This is a genomic window from Clostridium sp. RTP31139st1_H3_RTP31139_211217, from assembly GCF_040227035.1.
GTDB lineage: Bacteria > Bacillota > Clostridia > Clostridiales > Clostridiaceae > Clostridium > Clostridium saudiense.
Map to the genome: position 1 here is coordinate 21128 of NZ_JBCOAB010000025.1, position 21003 is coordinate 42130.

17 protein-coding genes and 1 other annotated feature are annotated in these 21003 nt (G+C 29.3%); of the genes, 13 read left to right on the forward strand and 4 right to left on the reverse strand.

Annotated elements, in window-relative coordinates; translation table 11 throughout:
- The first annotated feature begins 20 nt into the window (after positions 1–20).
- The 4 genes from nrdD (at position 21) to nrdG (ending at position 6685) form a co-directional block, all read left to right on the forward strand.
- Positions 21–2135 (forward strand): anaerobic ribonucleoside-triphosphate reductase, encoded by a 2115-nt coding sequence (gene nrdD / locus ABUA17_RS11355; RefSeq protein WP_195951409.1) that lies wholly within the window; start codon positions 21–23, stop codon positions 2133–2135.
- A gap of 424 nt (positions 2136–2559) precedes the next feature.
- Positions 2560–3732: a homocitrate synthase gene (gene nifV / locus ABUA17_RS11360; protein WP_055292248.1), complete on the forward strand. Its 1173-nt coding sequence runs from the start codon at positions 2560–2562 to the stop codon at positions 3730–3732.
- 2 nt (positions 3733–3734) lie between these two features.
- Positions 3735–6026 (forward strand): hydratase, encoded by a 2292-nt coding sequence (locus ABUA17_RS11365; protein ID WP_349818021.1) that lies wholly within the window; start codon positions 3735–3737, stop codon positions 6024–6026.
- A 152-nt stretch (positions 6027–6178) separates the two neighbouring features.
- Complete coding sequence (gene nrdG, locus ABUA17_RS11370) at positions 6179–6685, forward strand: anaerobic ribonucleoside-triphosphate reductase activating protein (RefSeq protein ID WP_042400107.1); 507 nt, start codon at positions 6179–6181, stop codon at positions 6683–6685.
- Positions 6686–6913: 228 nt separating this feature from the next.
- On the opposite strand, the gene asnS is transcribed toward nrdG, so the two are convergent.
- Entirely contained in the window at positions 6914–8308 is a 1395-nt protein-coding gene (gene asnS, locus ABUA17_RS11375) for an asparagine--tRNA ligase (RefSeq protein WP_042400105.1), read from the reverse strand.
- A 78-nt stretch (positions 8309–8386) separates the two neighbouring features.
- Positions 8387–8622 (reverse strand) — a binding site (T-box leader).
- 97 nt (positions 8623–8719) lie between these two features.
- Here asnS and ABUA17_RS11380 point away from each other — a divergent pair.
- Entirely contained in the window at positions 8720–9322 is a 603-nt protein-coding gene (locus ABUA17_RS11380) for a cytochrome b5 domain-containing protein (protein WP_052330710.1), read from the forward strand.
- Between the two features lie 147 nt (positions 9323–9469).
- Here ABUA17_RS11380 and ABUA17_RS11385 read toward each other — a convergent pair whose 3' ends face one another.
- Positions 9470–10168, reverse strand: coding sequence for a metallophosphoesterase family protein (locus ABUA17_RS11385; protein WP_042400103.1), 699 nt, complete (start codon positions 10166–10168; stop codon positions 9470–9472).
- A gap of 195 nt (positions 10169–10363) precedes the next feature.
- Here ABUA17_RS11385 and ABUA17_RS11390 point away from each other — a divergent pair, with 195 nt between their 5' ends.
- Both ABUA17_RS11390 and ABUA17_RS11395 read left to right on the forward strand, forming a co-directional pair.
- Positions 10364–11440 carry a M24 family metallopeptidase gene (locus ABUA17_RS11390; RefSeq protein ID WP_042400101.1) on the forward strand — a complete coding sequence of 359 codons (1077 nt, stop codon included), beginning with the start codon at positions 10364–10366 and terminating at the stop codon, positions 11438–11440.
- Positions 11441–11566: 126 nt separating this feature from the next.
- Entirely contained in the window at positions 11567–12292 is a 726-nt protein-coding gene (locus tag ABUA17_RS11395) for a DUF421 domain-containing protein (RefSeq protein WP_154820881.1), read from the forward strand.
- Positions 12293–12379: 87 nt separating this feature from the next.
- Here the strand turns inward: ABUA17_RS11395 and ABUA17_RS11400 are convergent, their stop codons facing one another.
- A complete protein-coding gene (locus ABUA17_RS11400; protein ID WP_042400097.1) occupies positions 12380–13198 on the reverse strand; it encodes a purine-nucleoside phosphorylase in 819 nt (272 codons plus the stop codon).
- Positions 13199–13226: 28 nt separating this feature from the next.
- Positions 13227–14603 (reverse strand): UDP-N-acetylmuramate--L-alanine ligase, encoded by a 1377-nt coding sequence (murC, locus tag ABUA17_RS11405; RefSeq protein WP_195951410.1) that lies wholly within the window; start codon positions 14601–14603, stop codon positions 13227–13229.
- A 322-nt stretch (positions 14604–14925) separates the two neighbouring features.
- On the opposite strand from murC, the gene purR reads away from it, so the two are divergent.
- The 6 genes from purR (at position 14926) to ABUA17_RS11435 (ending at position 20961) form a co-directional block, all read left to right on the forward strand.
- Entirely contained in the window at positions 14926–15741 is an 816-nt protein-coding gene (purR, locus tag ABUA17_RS11410) for a pur operon repressor (RefSeq protein WP_042400092.1), read from the forward strand.
- A 131-nt stretch (positions 15742–15872) separates the two neighbouring features.
- Positions 15873–16154, forward strand: a complete 282-nt coding sequence (gene spoVG / locus ABUA17_RS11415; protein ID WP_042400088.1) for a septation regulator SpoVG — start codon at positions 15873–15875, stop codon at positions 16152–16154.
- A 169-nt stretch (positions 16155–16323) separates the two neighbouring features.
- A complete protein-coding gene (gene glmU, locus ABUA17_RS11420; protein WP_042400086.1) occupies positions 16324–17697 on the forward strand; it encodes a bifunctional UDP-N-acetylglucosamine diphosphorylase/glucosamine-1-phosphate N-acetyltransferase GlmU in 1374 nt (457 codons plus the stop codon).
- 67 nt (positions 17698–17764) lie between these two features.
- Positions 17765–18724: a ribose-phosphate diphosphokinase gene (locus tag ABUA17_RS11425; RefSeq protein ID WP_042400083.1), complete on the forward strand. Its 960-nt coding sequence runs from the start codon at positions 17765–17767 to the stop codon at positions 18722–18724.
- Positions 18725–18865: 141 nt separating this feature from the next.
- Positions 18866–19552 (forward strand): response regulator, encoded by a 687-nt coding sequence (locus ABUA17_RS11430; protein WP_042400081.1) that lies wholly within the window; start codon positions 18866–18868, stop codon positions 19550–19552.
- Complete coding sequence (locus ABUA17_RS11435) at positions 19552–20961, forward strand: sensor histidine kinase (RefSeq protein WP_042400078.1); 1410 nt, start codon at positions 19552–19554, stop codon at positions 20959–20961. Before ABUA17_RS11430 ends, ABUA17_RS11435 begins: the two co-directional genes overlap by 1 nt.
- Positions 20962–21003: the final 42 nt, after the last annotated feature.

Below are 21003 nucleotides of genomic sequence, written 5' to 3' on the forward strand. Positions count from 1 at the left end.
GTGTGTAGGAGGCGAATAAAGTGCTATATGTGGTAAAAAGAGATGGCAGAGAAGTTAAATTTAATACTGATAAAATTGGCAATGCAATAAAAAAAGCAAGCGATGAAGTTGGGGAACAATTAAGAGAAAGTGAAGTTCTAGTTTGCATTCAAAGGGTTATTCAGTATATAGAAGAGTCTAAAAAGGAAAAAGTATCAGTAGAGGAAGTACAAAACTTAGTAGAGAAAGCATTAATTGATAGCGGACATATAAATATTCAAAGAGCATATTCTTCTTATAGGAGAGAGCGAACTAGGGTTAGAGATATAAAGTCAGATTTGATGAAAGCTATTAAAAATATAGGCATTGAAACAGATAGGGATAATGCGAATGTTGGAAATAATTTCAGCTCTAAATTATTAAGAATAGCTTCTGAGTCTAATAAATGGCATAATCTTTATAATATGCCTAAATATCTGGCAAAGGCTCATGAAGTTGGAGAGGTTTATTTCCATGATCTTGATTCGTATAATTTAACAACAAATTGTTTGCATATCCCTACAGGAGAGGTATTAAGCAAGGGGTTTAATACTGGATACGGCACTATAAAACCACCTAAACGTATAGAGTCTGCAGCAGAATTGTCTTGTATATTATTGCAATCAACTCAAAATGATATGTTTGGGGGACAGTCTCATCCAGATTTTGATAATGATATGGCTCAATTTGTTGAGCCAACAAGAGAAGAAATAAGAAAAGAATTAATACAATATGGAATTAAAGAAGAATTTGAAAATTTAGTAGAGGAAAAATTAAAGTATAGAATCCATCAGGCTATGCAAGGTGTTGTATATAATTTAAATACTATGCATTCACGTGCAGGATCTCAGGTTCCATTTTCTTCTATAAATTTAGGAATACCAAATTCTAAAGATGCTGCATTAGTTTGTGAAATCTTTTTAAAAGAATATGAAAAGGGATTGGGAAAAGGAGAGCAACCGATATTTCCTAATATAATATTTAGAGTTAAAGAAGACGTTAATAGAGAGCCAAATGATCCATATTACTATTTATTTAAGATTGCTTGTGAGGTTGCATCAAGAAGAATGAATCCAACATTTATGAATATAGATGCTGATTTTAATAAGGAATATTATGATAAAGGATATCTTCCAGCAACCATGGGATGTCGTACTTATTTGATGAAAAATGTTAATGGAGAGCCAGGATGTAAAGGAAGAGGTAATATAGCTCCAATAACTATTAACCTACCTAGAATAGGGATAGAAGCTAATAAAAATATTGATAAATTTTTTGAAATATTACAAGAACGATTAATTTTAGCAAAAGAAGCATTGCTTCATAGATATGGCGTTTTAAAGCAATTAAGAGTTAAAGATTTGCCATTTGTTGCAGGTCAAGGATTAATGAAAGGTTCGGAAGGATTGTCACAAGATGATTCTATTGAACCAATTCTTAAACAAGGTACATGGGCTATAGGATTTATAGGCCTTGCTGAAACTTTAACTGCTTTAATTGGATGTCATCATGGAGAATCTAAAGAAGCTAGAAAGTTAGGGTTAGAAATAATTGAGTTCATTAGAAATTATACAGATAAATTAATTGAAGAGACACATCTTAATTGGAGTTGTTATGCAACACCAGCTGAAGGGTTATCAGGAAAGTTTATAAAGCAGGATAAAAAAGTATATGGAGTAATAAAAGGAGTAACAGATAAAGATTACTACACAAATAGTTTTCATATTCCTGTAAGTTATAACATATCAATAAAAGAAAAAATAGATATTGAGGCTCCATATCACAAGCTTTGTAATGCAGGTCATATTTCTTATATTGAAGTAGATGACTCTCCATCACCTGAAGTAATTATGGATATAATAAAATATGCTTATACAAATACTAATATAAGTTATATAGGAATTAATTTTCATATTAGATATTGCAAAGAATGTGGAACAAGTATTGAAAGCAATTTAAGTAAATGTCCAAAATGCAATAGTAGAAATATTCAAGGGGTATCAAGAGTTACAGGATATTTGAGTTTGGATGAAAGGTTTGGGCCTGGAAAGTATGAGGAAAGGTTAGATAGGAGATCACATACAGGAAGATATAAAAATAACTATGATGTAATGTGATTTAGTTGTGACTAGCCATTATAATACTTCTATCTATGCAGAGATAACAATTGACGCTTCCTAGATAACGAATTCTAACCTTAATACTCAGTTAAAACTCAATATTAAGCTAAGAATTCACTTTATAAATGCCTTTAAGGATACTATTAATATAGTAGCAACCTTAGAGGCATTTAACATAAAATGAAAGAAAAGATAAAATAATTGCAAAAATTAAAACTTCAATCATTAAAAGAGTAAAAATAGTCTTTTAAAATGAATTTAAAAATATAAAACTTGCAATTTTTAGAAAAAAACATTGTGGAAAAATTTTGGATATGATAAAATGGTAAAATAAAGATATAGTTGTAATAATTGGGGCAAAACCCCTATTTTTTATATACAACTATATCTAACTATATATAAATTTAAAGGGGGCAAAAAAATGGCTATTAGATTTGATAGTGATAATAGGGAAATCTATATAGTAGATACTACTCTTAGGGATGGGGAACAAACAGCTGGAGTTGTTTTTGCAAATGAAGAGAAGGTTGTTATTGCAGATATGCTAAGTGATCTTGGGGTAGATCAATTAGAAGTTGGAATTCCTACAATGGGTGGAGATGAAAAAAAGGCAATTAAGCAAATTGTTAAAAGAAATAATAATAGAAAAAGTATAATGGCATGGAATAGGGCTGTTATATCAGATATTGAAGAATCTATAGATTGTGGAGTAGATGCAGTTGCAATTTCTGTATCTGTTTCTGATATTCATATAAAGCATAAACTTAGGACTTCAAGAGAATGGGTATTAGAAAATATGATAAAATCAGTTGAATTTGCTAAAAAGAATGGTTTATATGTATCTGTAAATGGGGAAGATGCATCTAGAGCAGACAAAGAATTTTTAGTTAGATTTATTGAAGAAGCTAAAAAAGCAGGAGCTGATAGATTTAGATATTGTGATACTGTTGGAATAAGAGAACCTTTTTCTTTAAGAGCAGATATCGAAGAGTTATATAAGAAAACAAATTTCAATATAGAAATGCATACACATAATGATTTTGGAATGGCAACGGCTAATGCAATAGCAGGTATTTTAGGTGGAGCAAGCCATGTTGGCGTAACTGTAAATGGGCTTGGAGAAAGGGCTGGAAATGCTGCATTGGAAGAGGTATTAATGGCATTGGAATATGTTTATGGATATAAAGTTGATGTAGATACTAAGATGTTTAGAGAAGTGTCTCAATATGTGGCACAAGCTTCGGGTAGAATCTTACCTTCTTGGAAAGCAATTGTTGGTGAGAATATGTTTGCTCATGAGTCTGGAATTCATGCAGATGGTGCAATAAAAGATCCTAAAAACTATGAAGCTTTTGATCCAGATGTAGTTGGATTACAAAGACAAATTGTTATAGGAAAGCATTCTGGAAAAGCTGGCATAATTAATAAGTTTAAAGAGTACAATATTGAGTTAAATGATGAAGAAGCACAAGGCGTATTAGAAATGGTAAGAGCTGCTTCTGTTAGATTAAAGAGAACCTTATTTGATAAGGAATTAGTTAAACTTTATAAAGAATATAAACAATTAAGAAAAGAAAAAAATAAGGAGAATTAAAAATGATAAAATTATTTTCAAATGGAGTTTACCTTATTAATAATAGGGAGATTGTAGAAGATTGTAACGAAGTTAATTCAATATTGGCAAATAAACTTGGAAATAATTATCCAAGCAAGGAAAATGCTAAAAAAAGTACTATTGCTTATAATATTTTAAAAGAACATAATACATCAGAAAATATGGACAAATTAAAAATAAAATTTGATAAATTAGCATCTCATGATATTACATTTGTAGGAATAATTCAAACAGCAAGAGCATCAGGATTAGAAAAATTTCCGGTTCCATATGCTTTGACTAATTGTCATAATAGCTTATGTGCTGTTGGAGGAACAATAAATGAGGATGACCATATGTTTGGACTTTCATGTGCAAAGAAATATGGTGGGATATATGTACCACCCCATCAAGCTGTAATACATCAATTTGCAAGGGAAATGTTAGCTGGATGTGGGAAAATGATATTAGGTTCTGACAGTCATACTCGTTATGGTGCTTTAGGAACCATGGCAATTGGAGAAGGTGGCCCTGAAATAGTTAAACAATTACTATGTAAAACTTATGATATTAATATGCCAGATGTAGTAGGAGTATATTTAACAGGTTCACCACAAAAAGGAGTTGGTCCACAAGACGTTGCTTTAGCTATAATTGGAGCAGTTTTTGCCAATGGATACGTTAATAATAAGGTAATGGAGTTTGTAGGTGATGGAGTTGATAACTTAAGTGCTGATTTTAGAATTGGTATTGATGTTATGACTACGGAAACAACATGTTTATCATCTATATGGAAAACTGATAATACAATAAAGGAATTTTATGATATTCATGGAAGGGTAAATGAATATAAAGAATTAAATCCTGGAACTGTAGCATACTATGATGGAATGATTTATGTTGATTTAGCTAAAATTAAACCAATGATAGCTATGCCATTCCATCCAAGCAATGTTTATAGCATTGAAGAATTAAATGCAAATCTTAATGATATATTAGCAGATGTTGAAAAGAAAGCTGGAATTAGCTTAGATAATAAAGTTAGGTTTACATTAAGAGATAAAATTCATAATGGTAAGTTTTATGTAGAGCAAGGAGTAATTGCAGGATGTGCAGGCGGAGGATTTGAAAATATTTGTGATGCAGCAGATATTTTAAAAGGTACTTCAATAGGTAGTGATGAATTTTCATTAAGTGTTTATCCGGCATCTCAACCGGTATTTATGGAACTTGTTAAGAATGGTAGAATTGCAGATATTATGGCTACAGGTGCTACTGTTCGTACTGCATTTTGTGGGCCTTGTTTTGGTGCAGGAGATGTTCCTGCAAATAATGGATTAAGTATACGTCATTCAACTAGAAACTTCCCTAATAGAGAAGGGTCAAAGATAACTAATGGACAAATTGCATCAGTTGCATTAATGGATGCTAGATCTATTGCAGCAACAGCAGCTAATAAAGGATATTTAACGGCAGCAACTGATATAGATGTTAATTTTACAAAACCAAAATATTATTTTGATAAATCTATATATGAAAATCGTGTTTATGATGGAGTTGGAAAAGCCGATCCATCAGTAGAAATTAAATTTGGACCTAATATAGTAGATTGGCCAACAATGTCGGCTTTAACTGATAACTTATTATTAAAAGTAGTTTCTGTGATTCATGATCCAGTTACTACAACTGATGAACTTATTCCATCAGGAGAGACTTCATCATATCGTTCTAATCCATTAGGTTTAGCAGAATTTACGTTATCTCGTAAAGATCCAGAATATGTTGGAAGAGCTAAGGAAATTCAAAAAGCTGAAAAAGCTAGAATAGCAAATGAATCGCCTATAGATGCTGTTAATGAATTAGGTTCTGTATTTACTTCAATTAGAGAGGTGTTTACTGATGTTAATTATAAAAACACTGGAATAGGAAGTACCATTTATGCAGTTAAGCCTGGTGATGGATCAGCTCGTGAACAAGCAGCATCTTGTCAAAAGGTATTAGGTGGTTGGGCTAATATAGCGAAGGAATATGCTACAAAGAGATATCGTTCAAATTTAATCAACTGGGGTATGCTTCCTTTTATTCTTAAAGAAGATATATGTTTTGATAATGGGGATTATCTATTTGTACCTAATATAATAGAAGCAATTAAAGAAAAGAAAGATTCCATAAAAGCATATGTTGTTAATAAATCAATGAAAGAACTTGAATTAAAACTAGGTGAACTTACTGATGATGAACGAGAAATTATATTAAAAGGATGTTTAATTAATTATTATAAATTAAATTCTTAGTTTGAGATAGAGTATTAACTCTATTTTAAGGTTAAAATTTATTGTATAGAGGAATGTCTGTTGTTATCTTCCACCTGAATAGGTTGGAGTGTTACAATGGCTAGCAATTAGATAAAGCATAAAATCATAATGCTTTTGGAGGTCAGTTAAATATGAATAAAACTGTGAGGTTAGCAGGAATAGCCTATGAAAGTTTAGTAAATGGACCTGGAATGAGGAGAGTGTTTTTTGCCCAGGGCTGTAAACATAAGTGTGAAGGTTGCTTTAATCCAGAAACACATAGTTTTGATGGTGGAGAAATTATGGATATGGATAAATTGATAAAGGATGTTTTAGATAATCCTATGTTAAAAGGAGTAACATTTAGTGGTGGTGATCCTATAGAACAAGCTCATAGTTTTGCTTATATGGCAAAGGCATTTAAGAAAGCTAATTTAAATATATGGTGTTATACAGGATATACTTTTGAGAAGCTTTTAGAGCTTATGAAAAAAAATGAAAATATAAGAATGTTATTGAATAATATAGATGTATTAGTTGATGGTAGATTTGAAATAATGAATAGAAATGAAGAATTGAAATTTAAAGGTTCGACTAATCAACGTATAATTGATGTAAAAAAAAGTCTAGAATATGGCAATATAATAGTTATAGGATAAAATTTTTAAGGATATTAACTTATGTTTTATAAGATTAATATCCTTATTTTCTTATAAACAAAAAAAGCGCATAAGCGCTTTTTTTAAATAATGGGGGGATGGGAACCTGTATATTACAGGTTTTATATTTACATTATAATTATGTACAGTTATTAGAAGTTCTATACATACTTTTGAAAAAAATTAAAAAAACTACTGCATTAAAAAATGCAGTAGTTCTCTAATATATTAGAAATCAGATTGACCAGTAGTTCTTGGGAATGGAATAACGTCTCTGATATTTGACATACCAGTGATGTACATTATTAATCTTTCAAATCCTAGACCAAATCCAGCATGCTTAGTTTCTCCATATTTTCTAAGCTCTAAATACCACCAGTAATCTTCCTCATTAAGACCTAATTCAGCCATTCTAGCTTTTAATACATCAAGTCTTTCTTCTCTTTGGCTACCACCGATGATTTCACCTATTCCAGGAACTAAACAGTCAGTTGCTGCAACAGTCTTTCCATCATCATTAAGTCTCATATAGAAAGCTTTAATGTCTTTTGGATAGTCAGTAACGAATACTGGTTTCTTAAATATTTCTTCAGTTAAATATCTTTCATGTTCAGTTTGAAGGTCTACACCCCATTCAACTGGGTATTCAAATGCTTTACCACAGTTCTTTAACATTTCAACCGCTTCAGTATAAGTTACCTTTCCGAAGTCAGAAGTTACGATGTGATTTAACTTATCTAATAATCCTTTTTCAACGAATTGGTTGAAGAATGCCATTTCTTCAGGACATTCATCCATAACGTACTTAATTACGTATTTTAACATTGCTTCTGCTAATTCCATATCATCTTGTAAATCAGCAAATGCTATTTCAGGTTCAACCATCCAGAACTCAGCAGCATGTCTAGCTGTATTTGAATTTTCAGCTCTAAAAGTTGGACCAAAAGTATAAACATTTCTAAATGCTAGAGCAAAAGTTTCAGCATTTAATTGTCCTGAAACTGTAAGGTTAGTTTCCTTACCAAAGAAGTCTTCTTTGTAATCAACTTTTCCATCTTCAGTTCTTGGAACATTGTCAAAGTCTAAAGTAGTAACTTTAAACATTTCACCTGCACCTTCACAGTCACTTCCAGTTAAGATTGGTGTGTTTGTATATACAAACCCTTGATCTTGGAAGAATTTGTGGATAGCATAAGCGGCTACAGAACGAACTCTAAATACTGCAGAGAAAGCATTACTTCTTGGTCTTAAGTGTGCAATAGTTCTTAAGTATTCAAAAGTATGTCTTTTCTTTTGTAATGGATAGTCAGAGTCTGACATTCCTTCAATTACAACTTCTTTTGCTTGAATTTCAAATGGTTGTTTAGCTTCTGGAGTTTCAACTAATGTACCAATAACTTTAATTGATGAACTTATTGGTAACTTTGAAATATCTTTAAAGTTTTCTAATTTGTTATCAAAAACAACTTGAATATTTTTAAAGAAAGATCCGTCATTTACTTCGATAAATCCAAAAGCATTAGATGCTCTAAGAGTTCTTATCCAACCTGAAATTGTTACTTCTTTAGATAAGTATTCTGATGTGTTTCTATAAAGTGATTTTACTAAAACTACTTTTTCCATAATAACCTCCTGTTAATAAAATATTTATTATTTCAAAATTAAATAAAAGCAATAAAAAAATCCCTTCATCCCCAAAATATATGGGACGAAAGGAATTACTTACGTGGTACCACCCAAATTGCCTAAAAAAGGCCACTTAGTAAATTAATAACGACATTTAGCCGTCTAAGCCTAATATTTAAGTAAATAAACTTACTTAAAGTTCAGTTAGAAACTCAGAGATGTTCTTCACTATTGATTTCGTATAAGGCTTACACCATCCCTTACTCGCTAAAACTACCTTCAAAAGTTACTCTTCTCATCATAGTCAATAAAAGTTTGTAATTTTATTAATACGATTTTACAATACTTTGCTAACATTTGCAACTTAAATTCATAATATATATTTAAAGAATGTTTTTGGAGGAAAGTATGGCTAAAAAAGATTTCTTAGAACAAAAGTATTGTGAAATAAATAAACTAAAGAATTTATTACAAACATACCCTAAGGAATATGCTGAAACCATTATTAAGGTTATGCAGAATGTTTTTGATGAAATAAGTGAATACTTGGATGAAGAGGCTAATAAATTAAAAAAAATAGCAAAAATAGATATAGCAGAAAAGAATATAGATATTTTAGAAAAGAAAATAGATGGATTAAATAAAAAAATAGAAAAAGTTAAGAGTGAGTTATCAGAAACGGAAAAGTGTGAAAAAGAAGAAAAAAAATCGACTAAACAAGAAACAAAGAGGGAGAAAAAATCAGGGAAGAAGCATGATTTTAGTAGTAGAGAGGAATTGAGATATTACACAATGGATGAAATAGCTAAATTTGATGGAAGTGATGGAAGTTTAGCTTATGTTGTTATTGATGGAACTGTATATGATGTGACATCAATTAAAGAGTGGCGCGATGGTAGGCATTATGGATTATATGCTGGAAGGGATTTAACAGAGTATTTCAATACTTGTCATAAAGATGAAAAATATATTTTGAACAAATTAAGAATTGTAGGAACCATTAAAAGTTAGTAGTTAAAAGTGTTTAGTTAGTAGTTTTGAGTCAGTAGTTAAGAGTTAAGGAATAAAATCTCCGTAAGTAGACTTTAAAATATATTTTTTAGAAACTCCTAAGGAGTTTCATCCTTAACTTCAAACTACTAACTAAACTAAGTTAAGTTATTCTTTTCCTGTTTCGTATGAAGAGGTAATTGAATTAGGAAAGTTTAGCATAGTGCAATCTTTCATGATTCTTTTATATTCATATTCTAAATATTTAAATGTAACCTTAACTTCACCATTATCATTAATTTCAATAAGTGCATAAGTTGGATTTGGTTTTCCTATTTTAGGTTTTCCCACACTTCCAACATTAATTAATAGTTTATTATTATATTTTTTAGCAAATGGAATATGAGTATGTGCACAGACTAATACATCGCCTTCATATTGTGACATAATTTCTTTAGTCTTTTCATCATCTTCAAAAAGATAATCGTTAATTGCGTTTGGACTACCATGAGTTAAAAGCATGTTTACACCATTAAAAGTGTATTTTAATGAGGTTGGAAGTGAGTCTAAATAGTATTTATTAGCAACTCTAACTTCTTCACAAGCCCAAGGTAGTGCAAATGAATTTATCGCTGTATTTCTAATATAGGTAAAATCTCCATCTACGACAGAAGCGTCATAGTTTCCTTTTACACAAGGTATTTCTCTTCTTTTTATTAGTGCTACAACTTCATTAGGATGAGGACCATATCCAACTAAATCTCCTAGGCATATTATTTTATCAACATTTTGTTCATCAATATCTTCAAGTGTTTTCATTAGTGCATATATGTTTCCGTGAATATCTGACATGACTGCTATTTTCATTTTGTTATCCTCCACCTTTTGATTGAAACCCTAAATTTCTATGACTCTATTAAAATTAAGGTAGTTATTATAAAATAATTATATCACTATAAAGAAAAAAAATACGATAAAAGTTATAAATAATATTATGGATAATATAAAAAAATTAAGTTATGATAAAAATAATAAAATAAAGATACAATATGGAGGTAAGACATGAAAATTTCAAGAGTTACAAAGATATTATCACAAATGGAAGAAAGTAAAATTCCACAATTAATTATAACTTCAGCAGAATCAATTTTTTATTTAACAGGAAAGATGATTCATTCAGGAGAAAGATTAGTTGCATTATATTTAGATGTTAATGGTAATCACAAGTTTCTTGTAAATAAGCTATTTCCTATTAATGAAGATTTAGGAGTAGAAATTGTTTGGTATGATGATATTGAAAATCCAATAGATAGATTAGAGAAGATAGTAAAACAGGGAGAAGTTTTAGGCGTTGATAAAGATTTACCATCTCATTTTTTAATAGACCTTATGGGGAGAAATGTTATTAAGGCCTTTGTAAACTCATCACCTATAATTGATAGATTAAGAATGATAAAGGATGAAGAAGAAATTAAAATAATGAAGGAAGCTTCTAAGATAAACGATGCAGTAATGCTAAAGCTTTGGAGTAATTTAAAAGAAGGTTACTCAGAAAAATATTATGCAAATCTTTTATCTGAAATATATGAAGAAGAGGGTGCTTCAGGATTTTCATTTTCTCCAATTATAGCTACAAGTCCTAATGGTGCAGATCCACATCATGGAACAGGTAAGGATAAAATAAAAGTTGGAGATAGTGTTGTTTTAGATATTGGTGGAAGATATAAAAATTATTGTTCAGATATGACTAGAACTGTATTTATAGGTAAAGAACCAAGTAAAGAGCATGCTCATGTATATAACATAGTAAAAAGTGCAAATGAAAAAGCTATTTCTATAATAAAGGAAGGGGTTAAATTCTCTGATATTGATAAAGCTGCTAGAAATTTAATTACTGAAGCTGGTTATGGAGAATATTTCACTCATAGAACTGGACATAGTATAGGTATTGAAGTTCATGATTTTGGAAATGTTAGTTCAGTAAATGATGAAGAAGTTAAAGCAGGTATGATATTCTCAGTTGAACCTGGAATTTACTTAAAAGATAACATAGGAGTTAGAATTGAAGACTTAGTTCTTGTAACTAAGGATGGCTGTGAAGTATTAAATACTGTTACTAAGGAAATAACTGTATTATAGTTTTAGAGTAATGAAAAGTTAACAATATCATAAGTAAATGAGATTTTAATTTAGAATATTATTATGAATAAAATTAATCAACTTACTCAAAATATAACTATATTTAAATAAGGGGATTAATTTTAAATGTATAGTAGTATATTATTTAGCACAATAATTAAAGGTATTTTGATATATGTTTTAGCACTGATTCTTAGTAAATTAATCGGTATAAAAATTATTTCGCAAATGAACTTTTTTGATTTTATAATGGGTGTTTCTATAGGATCAATGATTGCTAAAATTATAATTGATAAGGATCATGTAGTTCTTTCTGGAACTATAGCATTAATAATTTTTACATTGTTAACTATAGCAACTAGTTATTTAAATTTAAAAAGCTATACAGCTAGAAGGATAATAAATGCTAAAACTTTGATATTAATAGAAAATGGACGTATTATTGATAAAAATATGAAAAAACTTAGGATTTCAATAAATGAACTTATGATGAAGTTAAGAGAAAAGGATGTTTTCAATTTAGAGGATGTACAATTTGCAATTATGGAGAGTAATGGTCAATTATCAGCTTTAATAAAGGCTAATAAAAAGCCAATAACTCCAGATGATATGAATTTAAAGGTAAAGAGTCTTTCTTTAATAAATGATATTATAATTGATGGAAAAATAATAGATAAGAATCTCGAAATAGCTGGTATAGATCAAAATTGGTTACAGTCTGAACTTAAAAGGAAAATTATAAATAATATTGAAGATATTTTTTATGCCGGTATAGATCAAAATAAAAAGCTTATTATTTCACAAAAGTACCCTGATGATTTTAATATAGAAAACAAGTTTGGTATAGAATAAATGTTAAAATAATTAACTGAGTTGCTGAAAGAAAGTAAGGTTATATAAATAACAAAGCTACACACTAATTTGTGTGTAGCTTTGTTATTATATTATTTCAATTACTTTATTCATTAATTTTATAAAATCATTTTTAACTTTAGCAGAAGTTTCAATAACTTCTTCATGGTTTAATGGTTGATTTAAAATACCAGCAGCCATATTTGTTAAGCAAGAAATACCAACTGTTTTAATTCCACTGTGGTTTGCAACAATTACTTCTGGAACAGTAGACATACCTACAGCATCTCCACCCATAATTCTAGCAAATCTTACTTCAGCAGGAGTTTCATATGTAGGTCCAGAGAACATTACATATACACCTTGTTGTAATTTAATTTCTAATTCTTTAGCTGCTTCTAAAACTTTATTTCTAAGTTCTAAATTATATGCTTCAGACATATCTGGGAATCTAGGTCCAAATTCATCAATATTATGTCCAAATAATGGGTTTGAACCAGAGAAATTAATATGGTCAGTAATAAGCATTAAGTCTCCTGCATTAAAGCTCTCATTAACTGCTCCAGCAGCATTAGTTACAATAAGCTTTGAAACCCCTAATAATTTCATTACTCTTACAGGAAAAGTAACTTTATCTAATGAATAACCTTCATAATAGTGGAATCTTCCTTGCATAGCAACAACTTGTTTATTACCAAGCTTACCTATAACTAAACGTCCAGCATGACCTTCTACTGTTGAAGTTGGAAAGTTTGGAATATCAGCATAGTTATAATATTCAGCATCTTCTATAGCATCAGCTAATGAACCTAATCCAGAGCCAAGTATTAATCCGATTTCAGGTTTATACTTACTTTGTTTTAAAATAAAATCAGCAGAAGCTTTAATTTGTGTTAATAAATCCATTAAAATCACCTCGTTTTTATCTTTTAGTTTATTTATTTAAAAGCATTTCTCCTACTTTAACAACATCTCCGGCACCAACTGTAAGAACTAAATCTCCAGATTCTACTTTAGATGCTAAGTAGTTAGCTGCTTCTTCATGGCTATGAACATTAATGCAATTTAATCCTGTCTTTCTTATAGCATTTCCAAGTTCCTCAGAAGATACTAATCCAGTGTCTTTTTCACGTGCAGCATAAATATCCATTAAAATTAATTCATCTGCAGAAGCAAAACAAGTTGTAAACTCATCAAAAAGAGTTTTAGTTCTAGTATAAGTATGTGGTTGGAACACACAATAAGTTTTGTTATGCTTAATTAACTTTGCAGTAGCTAATGTTGCTTTTATTTCAACTGGATGATGAGCATAATCATCTATTATAGTAGCTCCTTTAAATTCACCTTTAAATTCAAATCTCTTATGAGCACCCTTACAGTTAGCTAAACCTTCAATAATAGCTTCTGTTGGGATATTTAAAATTAAAGATGTACAAATTGCAGAAAGGGCATTTAATATATTATGCTTACCAGTTGTATTTAAAGTAACATCAAATAATGATTTTCCATTCTTGCATACTGTAAATGAAGCACATCCCTTATTATTAAATGAAATATTAGTAGCTGTTACGTCACCTTTAGTAAAACCATAGCTTATAGTATTACATTTTGCATATTTTAATACTTCTTCAACTCTAGAATCTTCAGTACATCCAACTAGATAACCATCAGATGGAATTAAGTCAGAGAATTTTTTAAATGTATCTTCTATATGATTTATATCTCTGTAATAATCTAAATGATCAGCATCTATATTTAATATAATTCCTATATATGGGAAGAATTTTAAAAATGATGCTTTATATTCACATGCTTCTGTAACAAAGTATTCACTTTCTCCAATTTTAAAGTTACCGTGAATAGCATCAACATCTCCACCTACTAATATTGTAGGATCTAAATCTGCACTTAAAGTTATATGTGAAAGCATAGAAGTTGTTGTTGTTTTACCATGAGTTCCTGCAACTGCAACATTATATTTATGGCCTTTCATTATATAACCTAAGAATTCTGCCCTATCCATAAGTTCTATATTTTGATTTTTAGCTTCTATTAACTCAGGGTTAGTAGAAGGAATTGCAGCCGTATATACTACTAAATCAACATTTTTTAAGTTTTCACTTCTATGACCTATGTAAATTTCGGCGCCAGATTTTCTTAATTTATTTAAAACTTCTGATTCTTTAGCATCAGAACCAGATACTTTATATCCTTTTGTTAATAGGACAGCAGCAAGTCCACTCATACTAACTCCGCCAATTCCTATGAAATGCACTTTTTTATTTTTATCTGTATTTAAATCAAAAGACAAGATATCAACTCCTTTAATTCTATTAATAAATGTATATTTATAATTATATACAAATTTGCTAGGTTGAACACAAAAAATAAAAAATATATAAAATAATTTCTTATAAATAGGAACAAAATTATATTAAGAATATGTTTAAAATAGAAAAAAGTATAAAGAAAAAAATTATAGATTTAATAATATATAAAATAATATTAATAATTTATAAAGAAATAAGCTAAAACCTATTGATAATATAACTAATTTAGAATAAAATATGAATATTCGGAATGAGGAAATTGAAATAATTCGTGTTTTTGAGAAAATAAGGAAGGTGAGTTAGGTGGAAAAATTAAGTAGAAACAATAGAGTTGTTGCCATAACAAAGATATTAATAGAAACTCCTAATAAGGTTATTGGGTTAAATAGATTTTCGGAATTGTTAAATGCTGCCAAGTCTACTATTAGTGAAGATATAGTAATAGTAAGAGAAGTTTTAGAAAAATTAGAAATGGGTTCAATAGAAACAATTTCAGGTGCAGCTGGAGGTATTAAATTTATTCCTGCTATGGGACAAAAGGCAAGAGAAGAATTTGCAAATGAATTATGTAAAGCTTTATTAGAAGAGGGGAGAATTGTACCAGGTAATTTTGTGTATTTAACTGATATAATGTATAACCCTCAAATTGTAAGTAAAGCAGGTGTAATACTAGCATCTCATTTTCAAGGTATGGATTTAGATTATATAGTAACAGTAGAAACAAAAGGAATTCCTTTAGCATATGAAGTTGCTAAGAGCTTAGGAATAGAATTAGTTATAATAAGAAAAGATAACAAGGTTACAGAAGGATCAACAGTTACAATTAACTATGTATCAGGAACAAGTGGAAGAATACAACAAATGGCATTAGCTAAAAAATGTATGAAGCCATCTAGTAAATGTGTATTTATAGATGATTTCTTAAGAGGTGGCGGAACAGCTCAAGGAATAAAAGACCTTTTAAGTGAATTTGATAGTGAATTAGTTGGAACAGGTGTATTAGTAGATAATGTTGGAATACAAAATAAAAGAACTGATGAGTATGTTTCAATTATTGATTTAGAATATGATAAAGAAAATAATAAGCTTATAGTAAATCCATCAGAATTAATAAAATAGAATTAATTTCAGTTGCAAAATAATAAATTTTTAAAATAGTGGAAAATTTTAAAAAAAATTAAGTAAAAAAAAGGATTTTTAAACTTTTTATAGAAATATATTTATTATAAAGCAACTGGAGGTGGAGTGAAGTGACAATCACAGACGTTAGAATCAGAAAGATAGCAGCAGAAGGAAAAATGAAAGCTATAGTTTCTGTAACATTTGATAATGAGTTTGTTGTCCATGATATCAAAGTAATAGAAGGACAAAATGGTTTATTTATTGCAATGCCAAGTAGAAAGACACCAGATGGGGAATTTAAAGATATTGCTCATCCAATAAATACTGATACTAGGGAAAAAATTCAAACTTCCATATTAAAAGCTTATGAAGAAGCAATGGAAGAAGAAAACGTTGTTATAAGTGAATAATATTTTAAATAAAAGGAGTATATGGATTAGCATATACTCCTTTTAATTTATAATTAATTTGAAGTGTTGAAATACTTTAGTTAATGCAATATAATATATAGGAAATATGAACGAACGTTTTTAAAAAAAGATTAGGTTTTGTCCATTAAATTTATTGAGAGGTGAGTTAATGTATAAATGTGCTTTAATATTAGCAGCAGGTCAAGGGAAAAGAATAAAATCTGATTTACCTAAAGTTTTACATAAAGTTTGTGGAAAAGAAATGGTTAATCATGTTATTGATACATTAAGAAAAAGTAAAATAGAAGATATAAACGTTATTGTAGGAAAAGGTGCAGAATTAGTTAAGTCTAATACTAGTTCTAGAAATGTAAGCTACTCTCTTCAAGAAGAGCAGTTAGGAACAGGGCATGCAGTTAAATGTGCTATGGAATTTTTAAAAGATAAAAGTGGTACAGTAGCAGTATTTAATGGAGATGCACCTCTTATAAAAGAAGATACAATAGTTAAATTATTTAAGATACATGAAGAAAATAATAACAGTGCAACAATTTTAACATCTATTTTAGATGATGCTTCAGGGTACGGAAGAATTATAAGAAATGGGGATGAAGTATTAAAAATAGTTGAACATAAAGATTGTAATGAAGAAGAACTTAAAGTAAAAGAAATTAATTCTGGAATTTATTGTTTTGAAATTGAAAAGTTAGTTGAATGTTTAGGAAATCTTTCTACTAATAACTCTCAAGGCGAATATTATTTAACTGATGTAATTGAAATGTTAAAAGACAAAGCTGAGAGAGTAGGAGCTCTTGTAATAGATCATGAAGAAACATTAGGTGTTAACTCAAGATTACAACTTTCTGAAGTTGAAGCTATTTTAAGAAAAAGAATTAATAATAAGCATTTAGATAATGGAATTACTATTATAGATCCAATGACAACTTATATTGGAGCTGATGTTGAAATAGGGCAAGACACTATTATTTATCCTGGAAATGTATTAGAAGGTAATACTAAAATAGGAAAAGGGTGCACATTATTCCCTAATTCAAGAATTAATAATAGTATAATTGGAGAAAATGTAGAAATACAATCATCAGTAATTTTAGATAGTTCAGTTGGTAATAATACTACAGTTGGACCATTTGCTTATATTCGCCCAGAATCTGTGGTGGGAGATAATGTAAGAATTGGTGATTTTGTTGAGATAAAAAAATCTACTATAGGTAATAATACTAAAGTATCTCATTTAACTTATGTTGGAGATAGCGAAGTTGGAGAAAGCTGTAATTTTGGATGTGGTACTGTTACAGTAAACTATGATGGAACAAATAAACATAAAACTGTAATTGGAAATAACAGTTTCATAGGATGTAATACAAATTTAATTTCACCAGTTACAATAGAAGATAATAGCTATATAGCTGCTGGATCAACAATTACAAATGATGTTCATAGCGGTGAACTTGCTGTGGCAAGAGCTAAACAAAGAAATATTGAAGGCTGGGTAGATAAAAGAGGTCTTATTAAGAAGAAATAATATAAATATTTACTATAAGATAAAAAAGTGACAAGTAATGTTGCAAATTAAGGAGGGTCTCACAATTATGATAGCTCATGGAAAGAAAATTAAAATATTTACAGGGAATTCACACCCTGAATTAGCAAAGGAAATCGCAGATTTATTAGGATTACCATTAGGAAATGCAAAGGTTTCTACATTTAGTGATGGAGAAATTTCCGTAGATATCAATGAAACTGTAAGAGGGGTTGATGTATTTATAGTTCAATCAACAAGCTCACCAGTTAATAATAATTTAATGGAATTATTAATTATGATTGATGCATTTAAAAGAGCATCTGCAGGAAGAATTACAGCAGTAATACCATACTATGGATATGCTAGACAAGATAGAAAAGCGAAATCAAGAGATCCGATAACAGCAAAATTAGTTGCTGATATATTAACAGCAGCTGGAGCAGATAGAGTTTTAACTATGGATTTACATGCTGCTCAAATTCAAGGATACTTTAATATACCAGTTGATCACCTTTTAGGATCACCTATTTTAGCAAAAAGTTTTGTAGAAAGAGGATTTAGTGATCAAGATGACGTAGTTGTTGTATCACCAGACTTAGGAAGCGTAACAAGAGCAAGAAAGTTTGCTGATAAGTTAAATGCACCAATTGCTATTATTGATAAAAGAAGACCAAAAGCAAATGTTTCTGAAATAATGAATATTATTGGAGAAGTAAACGGAAAGAGATGTATCTTAATTGATGATATGATCGATACAGCAGGAACAATAGCAAATGCAGCAAATGCACTTAAAGATTTAGGTGCAAAGAATGTTTATGCATGTTGTACTCATGGAGTGTTATCAGGACCAGCATTTGAAAGAATTAATAATTCTGCTATTGAAGAATTAGTTATGTTAAATACAATTCCACTTCCAGAACAAGAAGGATTAGAAAAGTTTAAATCAATTTCTGTAGCTCCGTTATTTGCAGAGGCAATTAAGAGAATATATGATGATGAACCAATAAGTAAATTATTTGAGAACTAATAAAAATAAGCTGTTGTAAATGCAACAGCTTATTTTTTTAGTCTTTTTTAAATAATGTGTTACAAATGTAAATTTTATTGAAATTTTATTAGAGTTTTTTAAATTATAGTATAGAATATTAGTTAAGGAAGGTGAATAAAAATGGATGATAAGTTAGGAAAAGTATTAATAGTAGATGATGATATTCATATTAATGAACTTATAGATATGTATTTACAAAGTGGGGGATATAGCACTAAAAAATGTTTTAATGGAAATGATGCATGTAATATTGTAATGACAGAGGATATCGGATTAGTAATATTAGATGTTATGTTGCCAGGAAAAGATGGTATTGATGTATTAAAACATATAAGAAAAAATAGTGATATTCCTGTAATAATGCTTACAGCAAAGGGAGAGGTATTTGATAAAGTACTTGCTTTAGAATTAGGAGCAGATGATTATATGGTAAAACCATTTGATCCAAAGGAATTATTAGCTAGAGTTAAGGCTGTAACAAGAAGATATGCAGTGGATAATCAATCAAAAGATGTTATTAAATATTCAGATTTAACTATTGATATTGGAGCATATGAAGTAACGTATAAAGGAAAAAATGTGAAATTAGCACCAAAAGAGTTAGAGTTACTTCATTTTATGGCCAACAATCCAAATAAAGTTTTTACTAGAGAACAGCTTATGTATGAAGTTTGGGGATATGATTACCCAGGAGATTCAAGAACCGTTGATGTACACATTAAAAGATTAAGAGAAAAGGTTAAAGGGGGAGATGAGTGGGAGCTTCAAACAGTATGGGGTGTTGGATATAAGTTTGAGGTGAGATAGTGAAGAAAAATAGCATAGTAAGAAAGCTAATAATAACCTTCTCTTCTATAACTGGTGGATTATTAATATTAGTAGGATTGGTTTTAACTATTTGGTTTTATAAAAATGATTATAATGGAACAGTAGAATCATTAAATAAGCAATTAGATGTTGTTTCTGAGGCTGTTGGTAGCTATTTAAAGTCTCAGGAAGGAAGCTATGAAGAAATTGGTAGACTATTGGAAATAGCCTGTTTAAGCAATAATATGGATGGGATTATTGTAGATAGACTTGGATATGTATATATAGTTTCAAATAGTAAATACGACTATCTTAAATACACCAATATTGATATAAGTTCAAATAAAGTGCCAACTTCAAATAAGTTGGAGTATTCAAAGAAATTAATAAAGGATTATTCAAATGAAAATCTAGGTGCTTTTATAAAGCCTATTTATTCAAATGAAAAATTAGATGGATATATTATTATGCTTCAAGAGGAAAAAAGAAGTGTAAAACATACCATAATTATTATATGGGTTGCTGTTATCTTAGCGGTTATAGTTGCTGCAGCTATAGTAAAGTATTTTGCTGAATTGCTAGTTGTTAAGCCTATAGAAGAAATAAATAATGCTGCAAAGAGGTTGGCAAAGGGAGATGTAGATGAAAGAGTTAAGGTGATTAATGATAATGAGATAGGAGAACTTGCTCAGTCATTTAATATAATGGCGCAATCTATAGAAGAATCAGATATTATAAGAAAAGAATTCATTTCAAACGTTTCTCATGAACTACGCTCACCAATTACATCTATTAAAGGCTTTATTGGTGGAATATTAGATGGTGTAATACCTAAAGATAAGGAAAATTACTATTTAAAAATAGTATACGATGAAATTGATAGGTTAGCACGATTAGTAAATGATTTATTAGATATGTCAGCTATGGAATCAGGAAAATTTAATTTAAATATTTCTGAATTTGACATTAATCAAACAATAAGTTTATGTATATTAAACTTAGAAAGTAAAATACAGGCCAAAGGGTTAAATGTTAAAGCTATTTTTCATGAAAATCGTTGTTTTGCAATAGGAGATAGAGATAGAATTCTTCAAGTTGTAACTAATTTATTAGAAAATGCAATTAAGTATAGTGAAGATAATGGGCAAATAGAAGTAAATATATCTACAAAAGGTGAAAAAATATATGTAAGCATATTTAACTCTGGAGAGACTATTTCTCCAGAGGATATTAATCATATTTGGGATAGATTTTATAAAAGTGATAAATCAAGAACGAATAAAATAAGTACAGGACTTGGTTTACCAATAGTAAGATTAATTTTAACGCAGCATAATCAAGATGTATGGGTAAATAATGTAGAAGGAAAGGGTGTTAAATTTACTTTTACATTGCAAAGAAATAGTTAAAAAATATTAATTTAGGATCAAAAATTAGTTCTAATATTAATT